The organism is Lunatimonas lonarensis (assembly GCF_000390185.1).
GTDB classification, from domain to species: Bacteria; Bacteroidota; Bacteroidia; order Cytophagales; family Cyclobacteriaceae; genus Lunatimonas; species Lunatimonas lonarensis.
Genome location: NZ_AQHR01000050.1, coordinates 65,857 through 83,313 on the forward strand (window position 1 = coordinate 65,857; position 17,457 = coordinate 83,313).

The 17,457-nt window shown below is 47.6% G+C and carries 14 protein-coding genes; 4 read left to right on the top strand and 10 right to left on the bottom strand.

The window, feature by feature from the left end; genetic code table 11:
- Positions 1-137: 137 nt before the first annotated feature.
- Complete coding sequence (locus ADIS_RS08375) at positions 138-572, bottom strand: hypothetical protein (RefSeq protein ID WP_010853999.1); 435 nt, start codon at positions 570-572, stop codon at positions 138-140.
- 205 nt (positions 573-777) lie between these two features.
- Positions 778-2,073, bottom strand: coding sequence for a UDP-N-acetylmuramoyl-tripeptide--D-alanyl-D-alanine ligase (locus tag ADIS_RS08380; RefSeq protein ID WP_035805255.1), 1,296 nt, complete (start codon positions 2,071-2,073; stop codon positions 778-780).
- A 129-nt stretch (positions 2,074-2,202) separates the two neighbouring features.
- On the opposite strand from ADIS_RS08380, the gene ADIS_RS08385 reads away from it, so the two are divergent.
- Positions 2,203-4,317 (top strand): T9SS type A sorting domain-containing protein, encoded by a 2,115-nt coding sequence (locus ADIS_RS08385; RefSeq protein WP_010854000.1) that lies wholly within the window; start codon positions 2,203-2,205, stop codon positions 4,315-4,317.
- Between the two features lie 5 nt (positions 4,318-4,322).
- Here ADIS_RS08385 and ADIS_RS08390 read toward each other — a convergent pair whose 3' ends face one another.
- From ADIS_RS08390 to ADIS_RS08405, 4 genes are read right to left on the bottom strand one after another with little or no spacing between them, the layout of a single operon-like run.
- Positions 4,323-5,117: an amidohydrolase gene (locus ADIS_RS08390; RefSeq protein ID WP_010854001.1), complete on the bottom strand. Its 795-nt coding sequence runs from the start codon at positions 5,115-5,117 to the stop codon at positions 4,323-4,325.
- Between the two features lie 44 nt (positions 5,118-5,161).
- Positions 5,162-5,713: a peptide deformylase gene (def, locus tag ADIS_RS08395; protein WP_010854002.1), complete on the bottom strand. Its 552-nt coding sequence runs from the start codon at positions 5,711-5,713 to the stop codon at positions 5,162-5,164.
- Complete coding sequence (ruvX, locus tag ADIS_RS08400) at positions 5,710-6,123, bottom strand: Holliday junction resolvase RuvX (protein WP_010854003.1); 414 nt, start codon at positions 6,121-6,123, stop codon at positions 5,710-5,712. The genes def and ruvX overlap by 4 nt, the downstream gene beginning before the upstream one ends.
- Positions 6,123-6,881 (bottom strand): hemerythrin domain-containing protein, encoded by a 759-nt coding sequence (locus ADIS_RS08405; RefSeq protein WP_010854004.1) that lies wholly within the window; start codon positions 6,879-6,881, stop codon positions 6,123-6,125. The genes ruvX and ADIS_RS08405 overlap by 1 nt, the downstream gene beginning before the upstream one ends.
- Positions 6,882-7,062: 181 nt before the next feature.
- Between ADIS_RS08405 and ADIS_RS08410 the strand changes: the two genes are divergently transcribed.
- Positions 7,063-8,691, top strand: a complete 1,629-nt coding sequence (locus tag ADIS_RS08410; protein WP_010854005.1) for a S41 family peptidase — start codon at positions 7,063-7,065, stop codon at positions 8,689-8,691.
- Between the two features lie 109 nt (positions 8,692-8,800).
- Positions 8,801-9,247 (top strand): VOC family protein, encoded by a 447-nt coding sequence (locus ADIS_RS08415; protein ID WP_010854006.1) that lies wholly within the window; start codon positions 8,801-8,803, stop codon positions 9,245-9,247.
- Positions 9,248-9,426: 179 nt separating this feature from the next.
- Here ADIS_RS08415 and ADIS_RS08420 read toward each other — a convergent pair whose 3' ends face one another.
- Positions 9,427-11,382 carry a M1 family metallopeptidase gene (locus ADIS_RS08420; RefSeq protein WP_010854008.1) on the bottom strand — a complete coding sequence of 652 codons (1,956 nt, stop codon included), beginning with the start codon at positions 11,380-11,382 and terminating at the stop codon, positions 9,427-9,429.
- A gap of 178 nt (positions 11,383-11,560) precedes the next feature.
- On the opposite strand from ADIS_RS08420, the gene ADIS_RS08425 reads away from it, so the two are divergent.
- Positions 11,561-13,387, top strand: a complete 1,827-nt coding sequence (locus ADIS_RS08425) for a TonB-dependent receptor plug domain-containing protein (RefSeq protein WP_035805287.1) — start codon at positions 11,561-11,563, stop codon at positions 13,385-13,387.
- Positions 13,388-13,500: 113 nt separating this feature from the next.
- On the opposite strand, the gene ADIS_RS08430 is transcribed toward ADIS_RS08425, so the two are convergent.
- The 3 genes from ADIS_RS08430 to ADIS_RS08440 form a co-directional block, all read right to left on the bottom strand.
- Positions 13,501-14,274: a DUF6503 family protein gene (locus ADIS_RS08430; RefSeq protein ID WP_010854010.1), complete on the bottom strand. Its 774-nt coding sequence runs from the start codon at positions 14,272-14,274 to the stop codon at positions 13,501-13,503.
- A 162-nt stretch (positions 14,275-14,436) separates the two neighbouring features.
- Entirely contained in the window at positions 14,437-15,918 is a 1,482-nt protein-coding gene (locus ADIS_RS08435; RefSeq protein WP_010854012.1) for a cellulose synthase family protein, read from the bottom strand.
- A complete protein-coding gene (locus tag ADIS_RS08440) occupies positions 15,918-17,456 on the bottom strand; it encodes a 4Fe-4S binding protein (protein WP_010854013.1) in 1,539 nt (512 codons plus the stop codon). The genes ADIS_RS08435 and ADIS_RS08440 overlap by 1 nt, the downstream gene beginning before the upstream one ends.
- Between the last annotated feature and the right edge of the window lies 1 nt (position 17,457).

Here is a 17,457-nt window from a genome sequence, read left to right on the forward strand (position 1 = left end):
GCCTACTATAACTTACGATAATCAGGTAGTAAGGTTATTACATTTACGAAAAAACAGATAATACCAGCCCACTTATATAAAAAAAGGACGCAAAGCATTCGCTCTACGTCCCCAGTAAACTGACTGTTAAAGATCGCTTATTTCATCATGAAGAAAGGCCAGTATCTTTCATTTCCCCTGTCCCGGCTTAAAGCCATCACATCATTCACGATGACCTGATCCCAGTGGATGTTCAATACTTTTCTGATGACATCATTTTCTCCCCTGAGTATATTCATCGAATAGACACCAGTCTTCAATCGGTTGAAATCAACCACCACTTCCTTTTGGCCCCTATTGATCACATTAAATTCGTAAACCAAGTTGTCTACATCGTCACGAACCCTTACCACCACCGGTGTATCCTTAGGAAGCGTGCTTACGTCAAGTTTCGCATATTTCCCTCTCTTCTCTACAGGCTTCAGCAGATTCTTGGGATTGTCCGGATTTGGTGTATGGGCAAACCCTTGAAAGGAAACCCCTAAAAACAATGCTACAATCAATACGGCGGAATTTTTCAATAACGTTTTCATGATTTCTAAATTTTGGTAACTGAATAATGTTGGTTCACTGATACTTACGAATTGAGTTCTTGTAGGTTACCATGATATGCAAAAATTATTAAAAAAATGTTTTAAACTCTTTATTAGAAGTATTACTTACTAAATTTTTGTCTCTAAAAAACTGCCTCTCGAATTTAACAGCCCTCCGGAGTCAAAAAACCTAAAGAATATCCACCTAGATACAGTCCAGAAGCGTTTCCAATTTCATACCCCTACTTCCTTTGATCAAAATAAGGTAATCTTCCAATTTGGAATCCAAAAGCCAATTTCGGAGAGAAAAGGGATCAGGGAAATAGAGCGCGTTAGGCACCATGGGTATAGCATGCTGAACCAGTATACCACTGAGGCAGATCTTGTCAATGGCCATCCCTGACAGCTTTTCCCCTAATTTGGCATGCTCCACTTCTGCTTCATCTCCGAGCTCCAACATGTCTCCTAAAATCACCATTTTGCGTGCCTTTCCTTGCATTTTTTCAAACGCGGTCAGGGCAGCTTCCATGCTGGATGGATTGGCATTGTAGGCATCCAACAAAATTAGATTGGAACGCTTCTCCATAAGCTGGGACCGCATATTGGACGGAAGGTAGGAAGCCGCCGCCAAGGCCGCCGCCTGGGGGGATATTCCGAAAAATTTACCAACCGCAATGGATGAAGCAATATTGTCAAAATTGTAACTTCCGATCAGGTTTGAATGAAAAACTTTATCAAAGCCCTCCACCCGAAAATGAACAAAGGGATCAGCGGAAATTAGCGTCACTCCGCAAAAGGAATCCGCTTCCGGAAAAAGAACGGGGCTCTGGAACCTCCGAATCATGTTGGAGAATACGTCTTGGCGCGTATTGACAAATACCTGCCCGCCGGTAGATCGTAAATGTTGAAACAACTCGGTTTTGGTTTTCAACACTCCCTCGATTCCTCCCATTCCTTCAAGATGCGCCTTGCCAATATTGGTGATCAGGCCGTGAGTGGGATTTGCTATTTCACATAGTTCATGGATATCCCCCTGCTTATTGGCCCCCATCTCGATGATGGCGAGCTCAGTATCTGCACTCATCTCCAACAGAGTCAGGGGCACCCCAATGTGGTTGTTCAGATTTCCTTTCGTCGCCAGTGTACGGTATTTGCAACTCAAAACGGCATTCAACAACTCCTTCGTGGTCGTTTTCCCATTGCTCCCGGTCAATCCAACTACCGGAATGGAAAATTGGTCGCGATGATGCCTCGCCAGCTTCTGAAGGGCCACCAACGCATTCTCAACCAGTATACAGCGGGGGTCATTGGACACCAAAAAAACCGGATCGTCAATGACTGCTGCCGAGGCACCCTGGTCAATTGCCTGACGGGCAAAGGCATTTGCGTTGAAATTCGGACCCCTCAGGGAAAAAAACACCTTACCTTCGGTGATCTTTCGTGTATCTGTACAAACGCCCGTAGAGGCAAGGAAAACTTCGTAAAGTTGCTGTATATCCATGGCCTAAACCAAGTTGGGATAGTGGGGAATTTGAGGCACCAAAAACCCTTGCTGCCTTGTGTGGAATAAAAACAAAAGTAATATATCCCCCTTTCAAAAAGTATCGTTTAACTTTAAAAATTAAAAGCTATGCGCGTCATCCTCGCCTCTTTTGCCTTTTTGTGGGTTGGCCTAGTCCAAGCGCAGCAGATTTACCGCATCCTTTCGCCCGGGGATGTAACAATTGCCGGATCTAAGCTTTCCATGCCTTTTGCCGGTGGAATCAACGCCGCACAGATCCAAACAATGGACGCAGACGGGGACGGAAAAGAGGAATACATCGTATGGGATATCAATGCCCGTATGGTTTCTGTGTTCAAGGAGGAAAATGGAAATTTCACCCACCTTCCCGAGCTTTCCTATGGATTTCCGAGGGATATCAGCGGGTTTATGGTATTGGCTGATTATGACGGAGACGGGAAAAAAGACCTCTTTACCAGTTCTCCCTTCGGCATAAAGGCCTATAAAAACGCATCTACTCCTACCCAGCTGCGTTGGGAGGAAGCCCAGCCCTTCCTTAGATTGGACAATGGCTCCAATGTTACCGCCAACAGCTTGGATATTCCGTTATTGCTGGATTTGGATGGCGATGGAGACCTGGACATACTGACCTTTAACTTCGCCACGGGCGACTACTTGGAGTACTACCGCAATACCAGCATGGAGCGAAAAGGCACAGCGGATATTGACGGATTTGCCAGTGCCCAAGTGCGCTGGGGAGGTTTTGAGTTTTGTAGCTGTGGCGTAATCTCTTTCGGCAGAACCTGCACGGGTCAGCCGATCGCCCAGGCACCTGCGGGACTGGAATCTGCCCGCGTAGAACATGCCGGAGGGCACTCTATGTTATTTCATGATTTTACCGGTAACGGTGCCCGGGACCTGTTGATTGGGCAAGATGAATGCAACACCCTTTATTTCCTTCCCAACAAAGGCACTGACCAGCAGCCAATTTTCGACGAATTCCAAACCGAATTGCCTGGAATTGGCCCGTTGCCCCAATTCCCCCTGTTCCACGCTGCCTATTTCGTAAAAGACCAACTGTTGATCGGTACCCACAGTTCCGAACCTTCCTTTCCCTTTGGGATCGACTTTTCGGCAAGTATTTACCAGTTTTCCTTTGAGGAAAATGCTGAAAACCCACTCACCGAGCGTTTCTTACAAGAGCAGATGATAGACTTTGGCGAAAATGCCCGCCCTTTTTTCCTGGGAAACCAACAGATGGGAAACCTGATCGTGACCGCTAACCAGGTTCAAAACGGAAGAACAACGGGAAAGGCCTTCCATCTTCAGCTAATAAACCGCAAATGGGAAATGGTTTCGGATGATTACCTTTCCCTCTCCAGGTTAAATCTACGGGAATTGGCCGTGCAACACTTTCGGTCGCATTCCGGTACCGACTGGCTAGTGGTAAGTGGGGACGAAATGGTCAATGCCATCCCGGAGAAAAAAATTCTCTGGACCGAAGCGGACAACCCGGAAAATTTTCGGACAGCGAGCCTTCCGTCTTTTGTTATACGGGGGGTAGACCAACCCTATTTCTTCAGCCATCAGGGCAACGACTACCTTTTGCTAGCAAGGCAAACCGGTGAATTAGTGCTTTTCAGGGCTATTTTTGGAACCAGCCTTACGTTTGAGCTACTGGAACGCAACTTCCTGGGCTTTTCAGACAACCCCGTAAATCGGGCACTTTCGGTCACGGTAGTGCAGGGCCCAGCACCCTTTCTTTTCGCGGTGGACCAACGGGGCATTCTAACCAAAATCGAGAATTTCATGACCACCCCAATCAAAACGGAGGTCCTGGTTTTAACCGGTGAAGACCAGCTTAGGGAATCACGTTTGGGAAGAAATACGTGGATTACGGCACTGACCGATCCCTTTGCAAAGGGAGTAGATCTGATCCTTGGTACGCGTGCCGGCGGCCTAATGTACCTGAAAGATATCACGGAAGGGTTGGGTTCTCCCAACGAAGCCCTTCAGGTAAGAGTGTACCCCAACCCTGCGACCACCCGGGTATCCATTCTTGTAAACCGTGACGCAACGGGGGAAATTATCGATTCAGCTGGACGGAGGGTAATGACGGGAATACCGCTATCGGCAAACCGGGAAAATCTTCAGGAACTTCAACAACTAGCCCCTGGATTGTATGTTCTCTGGGTGTTTGCCGGAAATGAAGCCTCCCACTTCAAGCTCATGATCCATCATTAGGAGAACTACGCTTTCAACTCAAAATCATCTGCATCTTTCCAGGCGGGGAATTTATCCCTGTAATCCAATAAACTGGATGCGTCCAAGGTTACCAATAAGGTCTGCTCCTGGGTTCCCACAAACCCCAAGGTACTGCCTTTGAAATCGTAAACAGCAGAATGTCCAAGGTAAGCAATCCCGTTACCATCTACGCCTACCCTATTGACTCCAAGTGTATAGCACCAGTTTTCAACAGCCCTGGCTTTCAGCAGTATGTCCCAAGCCTGTACCCTGGATCCAGGCCAAGAGGCTATATACAGCGAGAGATCATATCCGAAATCTCCCTGTTGCGAAACGCGGTTGCGGGACCAAACCGGAAACCGCAAATCATAACAAATCTGTGGCAACACGTTCCACCCCTTCACCTGAAAAACCGGCATTTCCGTTCCCATCGAAAAATGACTGTCCTCACCGGCCATACGAAAGAGATGTCTTTTGTCATAAAAGGTCAATTCTCCCTCCGGCGTTGCCCAGAGAAGCCGATTAAAAAACAAGTCCTTTTCCCGTACAATGACACTGCCGGTAACGACCGCCTTGGTCTGAGAAGCCATGGCCTTGAGCCACTTGCAGGCATCGAGGTTCATTGGCTCCGACATATTGGCCACGTCCATGGTAAATCCGGTCGTGAACATCTCAGGCAGGACGATCAGGTCTACTTGTTCTCCAATTTGCCAGATCTTCTCCTCAAACATGGACAAATTAGCCGTTTTATTATGCCAATACAGATCGGATTGTATGGCCGCAAGTTTTAAATCCTTCATGTCAGGAAAACCAACTTTTTCGTGTTGAAAAGAAACCTTACAAGCTACAGGGGGAAAAGCATCCGATAATCCGTAGAAACCCTCCCCTTGCTTATTTCAAGAAGTTTACTCTTCACCATCCGTCTCTTCAACCCCTTCAGGTAGTCCACAAACAAGATCCCTTCCAGGTGATCGTATTCGTGCTGTATTACCCGTGCCGTTAATCCGGAAAACTCCTCTTCTCGAAGGTTCCAGTCTTCGTCGTAGTATTCAAGCGTCAGTTTTTCGGGACGAAAGATCTCCGCCCTAACTTCAGGGATGCTCAAACAGCCCTCCTCGAATCCAAATTCGTCTCCATATTCGTCCAGGATGATGGGGTTTATAAAGGCCCTTCTCACACCCTTCTCTTCTGATTCGTCATCAAGCATGAGGTTACTGTCTATTACAAAAAGTCGGATACCTTTGTTTATCTGGGGAGCTGCAAGCCCCACTCCACTGGCATGTTCCATCGTCGCGAACATATCTTTGATCAGCGGCTTCACGTCTTCTCCTTCGGCAATTTCCGTCGCTTCTTTCTTCAGGATGGAATGGCCATATGCCACAATCGGATATATCATTTTCTATCTAAGTAGGTCTGTAAAATAATGGTGGCACTGATTTTGTCAAGGTTGCCGGCTTTTTCCCTTCTATCTTTCTTCTTGCTTCCCATGGCAATCATGGATTGCATGGCCATTTTGGAGGTAAATCGCTCATCCACCAATACGACCTTCTTGTCAGCAAAGATGTTGGCTAGCTTTTTCTGCATTGTGAGCACTTGTTTCGTCATATTGGTATCGGTACCGTCCATGGATTTTGGATACCCAAGAACCAAGGTTTCTACTTCTTCTCTGCCACAATAGGCCTTCAAAAATGTCAACAAGGTATGGGTGGGAATCGTTTCCAATGGGTTTGCCACTAACTGCAATGGATCCGTCACTGCCAAACCTGTTCGTTTGGTCCCAAGGTCAATCGCCAGTACTCTACCCATTAGTTGGACTTAATTTTTTGAAGGAGACTTCGCTTGACTTCCTTTTCCAATTCCACCGCTTTGGGAAAAAGCAGATCATTTTCGATCTTGGCATGGATGATGAGCTCCTGTTCGAGTTTTTGGAGTTCATGGTAGAGCACCCGAATGGCAATCGGTGCATCTTTTTTCAGAGAATAATTGGCGGTAAGCTTTCGGATACCTTCCATTTCATCATCATGGGCTTCGTGTTCCTCGGCAAGATCCATGATCGACGCCATTTCGAATACCATCAGCGCTTTCTGAAGTGGAAGGTTATTTCGCTCTATTTCCTGCAAAAATCGGATTCGCTCGAACAGGGTATCCTCCTCCTCATGGATGTGGTGTATAAAGTCGTCGGCAAACAATGGAAACAGGAGGCGCAAATCTGCTAGGAGCGAATCGAAGGAAGGGTTGCTGGTAATACCGGCTACCATCGTGGAGAGAAAGGGCAACTCCTGCCGCATAAAATACCTGTGCTTCTTCTTCAGGTAACCCACCAACACTTCGATGGGGTGAAGGTACAGTTCCTCTGTGGAGGGGTCGGGAGATTTCGCCCAGCTCTCCAATTCGGCAACTACTTGGGAGGGGCTGACTTTGAACTTTCGGCATACATCTTCCAGGGAATCGCTCTCAAACTGAAAAAAGCTGATTCCAAAGTAGTGGAGAACAGCGGCAAAAACATGATTTTCACTTACCAGATCCCCAATGCTCTTTTTATATATATCACTGGATGAAGCCATTCATACAAAAGTACAAAAAATCTTGCGCAAAAATAGTGCAGTCAGGGACCGAAAATTAATTTGTTGCGTTAAATAAAACGAAACACCGAAAATATCGGTTTAATTATAAATATGAATATTTTCTGCTTAAATTAACAACCGCAGAAGTATCCACCATTGTAACTATAACGAAACAACTAACGTGAGCGAAGTAAAAAACACCAAAGCGCAAATAAGGCTCCCCATTCTACTTTCGATCGGTGTAGCCGCAGGGATCTGGTTTGGGGCCACTTTCGCCGAACCCAAAAACGACAGGAATGATCTGAAGTCTGCAATATACAAACTCCAGGAAATCATCACCTATATCAACCGCGATTATGTAGACAGTGTAAATACCAACGAACTGGTAGAATACGGAATCGAAAAAATGCTGAATAAGCTGGATCCGCATTCGAGCTACATTTCTGCCAAGGACGCCAAACTGGCGAAATCCCAACTTGAAGGAGAGTTTGACGGTATTGGCATCGAGTTTGGCATCCTTAGGGACACCATTTATGTCGTTTCCCCGCTTACCGGAGGCCCATCCGAGCGATTAGGGCTGTTGCCCGGTGACCAGATAATCACGGTTGACGGAAAGACCGTTGCGGGTATCGGTGTTACCAACCGGGATGTTTTTGATCTGTTGCGGGGTCCGAAGGGAAGCGTAGTAGATGTGGGTATTAAACGAAAAAATGCTGCCGACATGCTGGATTTTTCCATTACCCGTGACAAAATCCCCCAATACTCCGTGAACGCCTCCTACATGATCGACGATGAGATTGGGTACATCAAAATTACCCGATTTGCGGCCAATACCCACGAGGAGTTCAGAAAAGCCCTCACAACCCTAAAAGCCCAAGGAATGTCCAAGTTGATGCTGGACCTTCAGGGCAACCCGGGTGGATACATGGGGGCAGCCATCAATATCGCAGACGAGATTCTGAGCAATGAAGCAGTAATCGTATCCCAAGAGGGTAAACTCAAACGATACAACCAAAAGGCACGTGCCATGCGGCCTGGCGCATTCGAAGACGGATCAATCATTGTGCTCATCAATGAGGGTAGTGCATCAGCTTCCGAAATTGTGGCAGGTGCCGTTCAGGACAACGACCGAGGCCTGATCGTCGGACGTCGGTCGTTTGGTAAAGGATTGGTTCAAATGCCCATCGATCTCTCTGACGGAGCGGAATTGCGGCTGACCATTGCCAGGTATTACACGCCATCCGGTCGATCTATCCAAAAACCCTATGGTGAAGACGAGGAAGATTACAGCATGGACTACTTCCGCCGACTGGAACATGGCGAATTCTTCAGTGCCGATTCCGTATCCTTCAACGACAGCCTTCGATATGAAACAGTAAAAGGAAGGACAGTATACGGCGGGGGAGGCATTATGCCCGATTACTTTGTGCCTTGGGACACCACCATGTCTAGTCCCTACGTGAACAGGTTGTTCAGTTCTGAAGCATGGAGAGAATTTATTCTTGACTACCTCGATCGAAACAAAAAAGTATACTCAAACATGAGTTTTGATGACTACTACCATAAATACGAAGTCTCTGATGCCATGTTGAACGAGTTGATCAAGGTAGGTGAAAAGAACAAGGTTAAATTCGTAGAGAAGGACTTCAACAAGTCCAAGCCTTACCTCAAAACCCTGATAAAAGCCCATATGGGAAGAAATCTGTATGACGAAAATGCCTTTTATCGAGTCATCAACGATATCAATGAGATTTACCAACAGGGCTTAAAATTATTTGACGAAGCTACTAAGCTCGCGTTTGCCGAATAAGAGGTTCTGTCTCCGATATCGCACCAATAGGCCGGGATCATGCTATTCCGGCCTTTTTTTGTACCTTTAATGGCTGAATCAAACCATTACCGCCCAAAAAAGACCGGAAATGAAATTAAAAATCACTTGTACTACGTTTGTTTTGCTAATTTCTATGATGACTGCTTACACGCAAACCAAAATCAACCACGTAGCGATCTACGCCAAAGACATCAAAAAAAGCGGTGAATTTTATGAAAACATCGTTGGATTAAAAGAGATCGATGAGCCCTTTAAGGACGGCCTTCATATTTGGTACGATATGGGCATGGGCACTTCACTCCATGTGATCGCAAGGGAACACCCCTGGACAAATCCAAGCATTGAAAAAGACAACCACCTATGTTTCAGTGTAGCAGATTTAGATGGATTCATCAAAAAGCTCAGGGACAACAAAATCCCGTATGAAGACGCCCGGGGGAATGCCGGTAAAGTGAACATTCGACCAGATGGTATTCGCCAAATCTACATTCAGGATCCCAGTGGCTATTGGTTAGAGATCAACGATGAGTATTGAGGTGCGAACGTTTTTTGGAAAAGAGGCTGTTCAAAAAGAGCGGCCTCTTTTTTTGGCATATGGTCGATTTCCGGCTTCGTTGAAAAAAACCGTCCATCTTTAGGAAACACAAAAGGAGATGCCTCCATGTGTGACACCTCCTCTTTTGGTATGCAGTACCCTAGGTGATAATCCGAACACTATTCATAGATCCGGTTGGGCCAGCTATCATTGCCCAAGTTGATATCGGGCAGAATTTTATCCGGATCCAGCACCACCTTGGTCACCTCCTTGGTGGTACGGTGTAGATAATTCCATTGATTTCCGCGCTGCCATATTTCCACAGGCAGTTTCACCCGATCGGTGCTACCATCTGCATAGGTTATTTCCATCAGCACAGGCATGGGTACCCCACCTTTGTTAGAGAGCATGACCACGAAGTTGCCTCCATAAGGCACGACATTATCTATCGCAAGGTCGATGTTTTCTGTCCCAAAGAACCAACTTTTCCAAAACCAGCTTAAATTCTCACCCGATACATTTTCCATTAGGTTAAAAAAATCATTTGGCTGTGGATGCTTATAAGCCCAGGTTTCTATATAGGACTTAAAGGCATAGTCAAATCGATCAGGCTCCAAAATATACTCCCTCAACATCAGCAGCCCGATAGCCGGCTTCATGTAGGCAATCATGCCTAGATTGGAGGTGTTCGCTACATCCGGATAGGTGTCAATTCCCTCCCGTGCAGGGTTGGAAAACCAGTTTAGGTACCTCCGGGTTTGATTGAGATTGGAGCCATACTCACCGTTGTTAAACTCCAGGCTACTGTAGTGGTTGATAAAGGTATTGAATCCCTCGTCCATCCACGCATACCTTCTTTCATTGGTACCCACTATCATCGGAAACCAGTTATGACCAAATTCATGATCGGTTACTCCCCATAAGGACTCTCCCTTGCTTGTGTAACTGCAGAAATTCAACCCCGGATACTCCATACCGTTGATATCGGAGGCAACATTCACCGCTACAGGATAGGGATATTCATACCATCGGGCAGAGTAGTGCTCGATCGACGCTTTGGAATATTCGGTGGAGCGTCCCCAGGCATCCTTCCCGTCGCTTTCAATGGGGTAGGCCGATTGGGCCATCGCCCTTTTTCCGCTTGGGAGATCAATCTTGGCCGCATCCCAAATAAATGCCTTGGAGCTGGCGAAGGCAATGTCCCGCGCATTTTTTATACTGAAATGCCAAGTAAGCTTGCCTTCCTGTTTTGGCCGGGAAATCTCCGGTTTGTTCACTTCGTCGGGACGCACGATATAAACGGTGGTGTCACTACGTGCGGCGAGACTCATACGCTCCTGTTGTACCCGCGTCAGCACCTCCTTTGGATTCAACAATTCCCCGGAACCTACTACGATGTGGTCATAAGGAACGGTCACCTTATACTCAAAATCACCATAACCCAAATAAAACTCTCCCGCTCCCAGATAGGGCTCTATATTCCAGCCTACCACATCATCAAACACCGCCACCTTGGGATACCATTGGGCCAATGCATAGATCTGCCCGTCCTTTACCCCAAGTCTACCCATACGATCCATACCCTTTTGGGGAACTTTGAACTCAAAATCCATGGAGATAATCGCCTGCCCACCTTTTGCTGGAATAGGTTCATCCAATACCACCTGCATACGTGTGTCCGTAATTCGATAGGTTGTAGACACCCGGCTGTTTCGCTTCGTCAGTTGCGCCCGTACGTTGGAAATTTCATAGCCTCCATCGGTGTCCCCGTTGTATCTATTGCCCTGTATAGGTGTGGTCAACGTACCTCTGGAGTCTGGCGTAAAGCGATTTTGTTCCAAATGCAACCAGATAAACGGCAACTCCTCCGGGCTGTTGTTGATGTAAGTAATGGTAACTTTTCCCTTGAGAACGTGTGTATTTTCGTCGATCTCCGCTTCTATGATGTAATCGGCCCCATTTTGCCAATAGGATGGCCCGGGTTTTCCGGAAGCGGTTCGATAGGCCGATCCTTGCCTATAGGTAAATTCATCAAACAACGGTTGATTCGTCTCCGGCTGATTCTGTGCATAGCCCCCAATCGGAGATACGCATGCCACGATCAACAGGGATATTCCCAGCAACAATTTTCTCATAAAATCGATTGATTTGGTTTAGCACAAAGCTAACAAGACTGGGTCAAACGAAAAAATACCTGGCAGCGGAATGATTTATAGTGAGCGATCCTTTCAAACCATAACCCACTATTTTGACAACGGCCTTGTTAATGTGGTGGATTCAAAAGTTCTTTGTCCCGAAATTGACCTAACCACCATGAAAAAATTTTGCTTATCCGTCTGCCTTTTGTCTCTCCTAGGAGCATTGAAGGCCCAAGTGGACACCACTTCTATCGCCCTAGATGAGGTGGTGATCAAGGAAAACCGTCTAGAAATCCCATTTGCCAAAAGCTCCCGCAACATTGCCGTCATCCACCGCAAAGAAATAGAAACTGCTCCCGCCCGTAGCCTGCAGGAAGTTTTGGCGTTTACACCTGGCGTCGACGTTAGGCAACGGGGGGTTAGTGGGGTCCAAGCCGACGTGGGTATACGGGGGGGCTCTTTTGAGCAGACGCTCATGCTGGTGAATGGAATCAAACTAACCGACCCCCAGACCGGCCACCACATGATGAACATACCGGTGCCCCTTGGCAGCATAGAGCGGGTAGACATCCTGAAGGGTCCGGCTTCACGTATTTATGGTCAAAACGCCTATACAGGCGCGATCAATATCATTACAACCCTGCCCGACGAAATCGGGCTTCAGGGAGGAATCTACGGAGGTGATTTCGGCATGCGGGGAGGAAACCTTCAAGTGGCCCTGCCGGTAGGATCCTTCAAGCAGAGTTTCTCCCTATCCCACGATGCCTCCAATGGTCACTGGTACAACTCCGATTTTGTGGTGAACAACCTTTTCTACGAAGGAGGTATCGACCTGAACGACAGCCATGAAATCAAGGCGTTATTGGCGTTCACCTCCAGAGAATTTGGTGCAAACGGCTTTTATACCAGTGCCTTTCCCGATCAATGGGAGAGCATCCAAACCTATTTGGGAGCCATTAGCCATACCTACGATGCCCGCAGGCTTTGGGTCAACACCCGCGCCTACTGGAGGCGAAACGAAGATGAATTCCGCCTCTATCGCGAGAATCCTGCTTTTTTTCAAAACATCCACACCACTGACGTGACTGCCCTTGAGATAAACGGACGTTACCAGTCGAAGGCAGGCACGAGCGGGTTTGGACTAGAAGGCAGATCCGAACAGATCGATAGCAATAACCTTGGCAATAGAGAGAGAACGCTTATGGGGGTATTTGCCGAGCATAAAATCGCCTTTCTCTCCAGGGGAGATCTCCGGGCGGGGGTTTATTCCAATTACTATTCCGAATATGGTTGGCGGCATTTCCCCGGTGCCGAAATCGGCTATGAACTTAGTGACTTGGTTCGTCTGTACGGAAACTATGGCGTCAGCTTCCGGATTCCCACCTACACCGACCTATACTACGTAGGCCCAACCAACATCGGCAACGATGCCCTGGAACCAGAAAAAGCCATCAATTATGAGGCAGGGATCAAATTAGGTGCCCAAAACCTTCGAGCCGAAATCGTCTATTTCAACCGACATACCAACAACTTGATAGAATGGGCCCGCGCAGATGCAGCCGATCCGTGGCAACCTCAAAACTTTAACGAGGTAACCTTTCAAGGCCTCGAGGCTGGGCTTCTTTATCGCTTTACCAATTCAGGAGAGGGCCTACGGATCGAGGAGGCTTCGCTGTCTTATAACTTCATTGATGCCAACCTGGTAGAGCGGGAAGGGCAGGAAACACGATACGCCCTAAACGCCCTTCGCCATCAGCTTATCGGCGGCCTTCGAACCTCCTATGGCCCTGGTATCGAACTGAACCTCAAAACCAGGTACATAGAACGTATGATGTTGGATCCCTATTTTTTGCTGGACGCCCGCCTGGATGTACATCGCCTGAAAAAATTAGGCTACTTTGCCGAGTGCTCCAATATCACCAATGCAGACTATATAGAAGCAGGAACGGTACAAATGCCGGGCAGGTGGTTTCGGGCAGGGGTCAACTTCCGAATAAGATAAGGGTCTCGGCAATTGCAACGAATTCGGAAGCATCTTCGGATTGCCTATGTTTGCCCGTAGAGGTATGATCAAGGCTTGGGAAAGGGAACCAGTTTCCTTTCCCTATTTCACATCTACTTTACCAAATCCACGCGGATGTTTTGCAACTCAATCTCTGAAAGAAGTTCCAGCTTTCGTTCTTTGTAGAGCGATTCCAAATCCTCTAAATGGGCAGTCTTGTCTTTGGGCTTATAGTTTGCGTAGTCCTGAAGAATCAGCCCACCGACCAAATGCTGCTTTGTGGCCTTCCGAAACCTAAGCCCTCCTCCATCTGTAAAATACAGGTAGGCCAAGTAATCGATCCGGTTGGTTTCTTGATTTACCCAATAGAGAAATTCATCCTCAAAATCTTCACCTCCTCCCTCTTCGGAGAAAGTCACCTTCACCACATAATAGGTATTTCCCTCCAGCTCCGTTTCGCCTAGGTAGGACTTGAATACCGCCTCATCATTTAGCCCGTAGGGCAAAAACGCGAAATAAGCCACCGAATTAACCGAATTGGAAAAAGCCTGTACGCGCTCATCCGGCAGGTCAACCGGTTCTCCATTGACTGTTCTGACAAACCCCTGATTATCCAATACGTCCCTGACAGATCCCGTGGAGTCTGTGAATGCCCTTACATACCGAAAAGCATCGGGTGACTTGAACAACTCGTATGATCGATCCCTAAAATCAAAAGAGATCATACTTTGCTCAAACAACCTCCCACCGTGTGCTTCTATTGCCGCATTTAAGATCCGCTCTGCCTCGGTCTGCTGGCGACAGGAGGTCGATGATAAAAAGACCAGACAAACAATTGCCGAAAAGAGCCACAGTCTGGCGTACGCGGTAAACACGGTTTTTTCCATACGTCTGCAATCTATAAGTTGTAGGTCAGAATTTATCCCCAAAAGATCTACCTAACAGAAACCCAAGGTTCCTCAAAGCGGACACCCAAATCAGGCCATTTCCTTTTCGGGGCGGGTGCAGCTCAACCAAAAGGGCAGGCCCGATTGAGGAGGGGGCCCTTGCTATCGTCCCGTCGACGACCATCTACTTCCGAAGACGGACGTCAGGCCTACTATCCAGAAACCTACTGCTAACATACTGTGAAAAAGTAACATTTCATAGGCTTGTACATAAAGAGAGGCACCAACGATTGCCGAAAATACGCCTGCCATCAGCAGTTCGAAATAAGTCCCCAAGGGGACACTTCGTGAATGATAGAAATTATCCTTCCAATTTAGCTTCCTTTCCTTCAAATTGTATTTGGGGGTCCGGATAAAAGGAGATTTCCGACCGCTCAGACCTTCCCATACAGCCAATCCATTATGAATACACAACCCCATGGAGACAGAAAGAAACAATGGCAACTCCCAAATAAACCTCAGGCTGCTTTGCTTCGAGTCCTTTTGAACGCCGACATTCCCCACAAAGTAAACCGCGGCGATCACCACAAACCCAAGCAAGAATACAGCCGCTCCCTCAAAAATCCGCGATGATAGCATTTCTCGGTGAAATGCCCACCAAAGGGGAATACTGCTAAGCGCAACCAGAAAGACCGCAACAAAGACGACCGAATTAAGCAAATGGGCAGTAGCATGCAGACGAACCCGCCAAGGGAGTGGCGCTTCCCAAACCCGGCCCAAATGTTTGGCGGCACATTCCGCACCGCCCTTCGTCCACCTAAACTGTTGAGACTTGATGGCAGACATGACCGGTGGCAGTTCTGCTGGCGAAGCAATGTCCCCTCGGTATACAAACTTCCATCCCCGCTGCTGTGCCCTATAGCTCAGGTCAAGGTCTTCCGTCAGCGTATCCGACTCCCAATTTCCTGCATCCAGTATGCAGGACTTTCGCCAGATCCCTCCTGTACCGTTGAAATTGATAAAGGCTCCCAGCACATTTCTGCCTATTTGCTCTACGCTAAAATGTGTATCCAACGCAAAGGCCTGTAGCCGAGTAAGTAGGGAAAAATCCTGGTTGAGATGGGTCCACCGGGTTTGCACCATTCCCACCCGAGGATCTTGAAAATAGGGAAGCGTCTTGCGAATAAAATCCGGATCGGGCACAAAATCGGCATCAAAAACCGCCACAAACTCCCCGGTCGCGCTTTTCAACCCAGCTTTAAGGGCTCCTGCCTTAAAACCTTCCCGATTGGATCTCCTTAGATGGAAAAAAAGAGTCCCCGGATATTTCTTGATTTCATCGGCAATCATTTCAGACGTGCCATCTGTACTGTCATCGAGCACCTGAATTTCCAGCTTTCCCGCGGGATAGTTAAGTCGGGCAGCGGCAGCTAGCAAACGCTCCACCACGTATTGTTCATTGAAAATGGGAAGCTGAAGGGTTACGTTGGGCAACTCGTCGTCCCTGACGGGATTAACCTCTACGGGTTTGTTGTTTAGCCCCCTGAAGTACCCCAGCAGCAGATGGGCTTGGGTGAGGCTGTAAAAAAGCACGAAACACATCGCCACCAGGTATACCCCCAAACATATGTAAACCAACAGCATCAAGGCTTAATCGAAACAGAATGGTTACCTATCATAATGGGAGCTTCCTCTGTTCTCCCGTTTTCAGATTTATTCTCCAACTTAAGGACGCCACGTGGGCAAACCGATGCACAAACCCCACAGCCTACGCAGGAAGCCCTTACAATGGCCTGTCCCCGTTGCGCATACCAGCGGACGTCTATGCCCATCTCGCAATAGGTAGAACAATTGCCGCAGGATATACACTGCCCACCGTTGGTGGTGATGCGAAACCGGGACTTAAACCGCTGCACAATGCCCAAATAAGCCGCCAACGGACATCCGAACCTACACCATACCCGATTCCCCATCAGCGGATAGAAGCCCGTACCAACCACGCCTGCAAAGGCAGCACCTATCAGGAATCCATATATCGAGTGGACTTGATCGGTGGCGTCCCGGAGCAACTGAAATTGCGTGAAATAATTGGCAAGCGTGATAGCAGTCATCACCACGGCAAATACCAACACCCCATGTACCATATACCTTTCAATTTTCCAAGCCATGAGGGATTTGTCGGAAAGCTGTCGGTAGGGATCTCCCAAGGTCTCGGCCAGCCCCCCACATCCACATACCCATGAGCAATACCAGCGCTTTCCATAGAAGTAGGTAAAAATGGGAACGCCGATAACGATCAGCAAAATACCCCAAAACAACATAAATAAACCCAGCGTGCCCGACGCCAGCATCCCGTCCAGTCGGTAGTCGAAAAAGAACGAATAATCCAAGGGCCAGATATTCTTAAAATCATGCCAGGGTTTATTCAACAGAACCAACAGTTCAGGGATAAGAAAGGCAAAGGAAAGCTGGAAAAACATCACCGAGGCGGTTCGAATAGTTTGGTATGCGTTTCCCTTGTATTTACGAAACATCCTGACCCCCATCACCAGGATGGCCAAGGTGTACACCAACCCATATAAAAACCACTGGCTTGCCGGATTTCCGGATAGAGCTAAGCTGATCGGATCCACCATGATCACGAGATTGGTCAAGTACTCCGGAAACCAATACAAGGCGATGTAGAATATGATTAGCCAAGAGCCCGTCACAATACCCAACAATCCCCTAGATGTCATCGAAGAATACTGAATACCGTCGTTTTTGACTCCGGGGGGCTGGTTTCTATACAATGGGATAATGTAAAGCAAGGCACCGATTACGGCCAGTAGTACAGAGGCTAAAAAATAACCCATCGGTCGCTTCTGAACCGGCCCGACGGCTGCTGCCTTCGTCAACGGAAACGCATAGTTGTCCCAAATCACCTCATCCCAGCGTTGTTCGGTCTTCATACGATCATTGTAACCTGAAAAATACCTTTGAAAATCACGTATAAAGGCAATATTGGACGGATATTCCCTGTCATACATGGGCTCCAAAAGTTCGGTCATGACGGAGTGATGCTCCGCTTTTACCTCTTGGGCCACCGTTGTCCTCTCCAAGCGATAAGAACCCAGAAAGGGCAAAACACTGAACAACGCGAACGCCGTCACAAAAACCACTAGCCCTGTCTTTTGTATCATA